The organism is Enterobacter cloacae complex sp. P16RS2 (genome assembly GCF_014982155.1).
GTDB lineage: Bacteria > Pseudomonadota > Gammaproteobacteria > Enterobacterales > Enterobacteriaceae > Enterobacter > Enterobacter cloacae_M.
The window spans coordinates 1-1,248 of record NZ_JADCKW010000030.1 but is presented as its reverse complement, the minus strand read 5'-3'; the positions used below and the strand labels follow the sequence as shown (position 1 = coordinate 1,248).

1 protein-coding gene is annotated in these 1,248 nt (G+C 51.7%); it reads right to left on the bottom strand.

Annotated features, from left to right (window positions below; translation table 11 throughout):
* Positions 1 to 8: 8 nt before the first annotated feature.
* A protein-coding gene (locus INF68_RS18630; RefSeq protein ID WP_094461488.1) for an IS3-like element IS911 family transposase occupies positions 9 to 1,177 on the bottom strand; the annotation gives its coding sequence in 2 pieces (ribosomal slippage) (positions 9 to 928 and positions 928 to 1,177; 1,170 coding nt in all).
* Positions 1,178 to 1,248 lie beyond the last annotated feature (71 nt).

Sequence of the window (1,248 nt, the reverse complement as noted above, 5' to 3'; positions counted from 1 at the left end):
TGAAGTGGTCAACAAAAACTGGCCACCGAGTTAGAGTTTTTCCAGTATCGATTTTCCGATTCGTTTGGGGGTAACCCACCGTTATATTCGTGCGGTCTTAGTGCGCTGTAATATCCAACGATATAATCCGTTATGGCGTGAGCTGCCTCGCTGAAGCTTACGTAACCCACCACCGGTATCCATTCGTTCTTCAGACTTCTGAAGAAGCGTTCCATTGGGCTGTTATCCCAGCAATTTCCGCGCCGGCTCATACTCTGCCTGATCTGGTATCGCCACAATAACTGCCGGAACTGCCTGCTCGTATAATGACTGCCCTGATCGCTGTGGAACATCACCCCGCCGGGCTTACCACGGGTTTCCCATGCCATTTCCAGCGCTTTCATGGTGAGCCTGCTGTCCGGCGAGAACGACATGGCCCAGCCCACTGGTTTTCTTGCGAACAGGTCGAGAACAACGGCGAGGTACGCCCAGCGCTTACCCGTCCAGATATAGGTCACATCACCGCACCACACCTGATTTGGCTCGGTCACGGCGAACTGCCGTTCAAGGTAGTTAGGGATAGCAACATGTTCATGACCACCACGTTTATACCGGTGAGTCGGCTGCTGACAGCTGACCAGCCCCAGCTCTTTCATGAGCCTGCCAGCAAGCCAGCGTCCCATCTGGTAGCCTCTCCGGGTTGCCATTGTGGCGATGCTTCTTGCTCCGGCCGAACCGTGGCTGATGCCATGTAGCTCAAGTACCTGACTGCGTAATACAGCCCGTCTGCCGTCTGGTTTTTCAGGACGGTTTTTCCAGTATCTGTAGCTGCTGCGATGAACCCCGAACACATGGCAGAGTGTGACCACAGGATAATGCGCTCTGAGTTTCCCGATTATCGAGAACTGTTCAGGGAGTCTGACATCAAGAGCGCGGTAGCCTTTTTTAATATTTCATTCTCCATTTCAATGCGTTGTAGCTTTTTCCTCAGCTCACGTATTTCGATTTGTTCTGGTGTTATCGGAGAGGCTTTTGGTGTTTTGCCCTGACGCTCATCACGCAGTTGTTTGACCCATCTTGTCATTGTGGAAAGGCCAACATCCATAGCTTTGGCGGCATCTGCCACCGTGTAGTTCTGGTCAACAACCAGTTGAGCGGATTCGCGTTTAAACTCTGCGCTGAAATTTCTTTTTTTCATTGGAGCACCTGTGTTGTTCTGAGGTGAGCATATCACCTCTGTTCAGGTGGCCAAATTCAGTGTGCCACTTC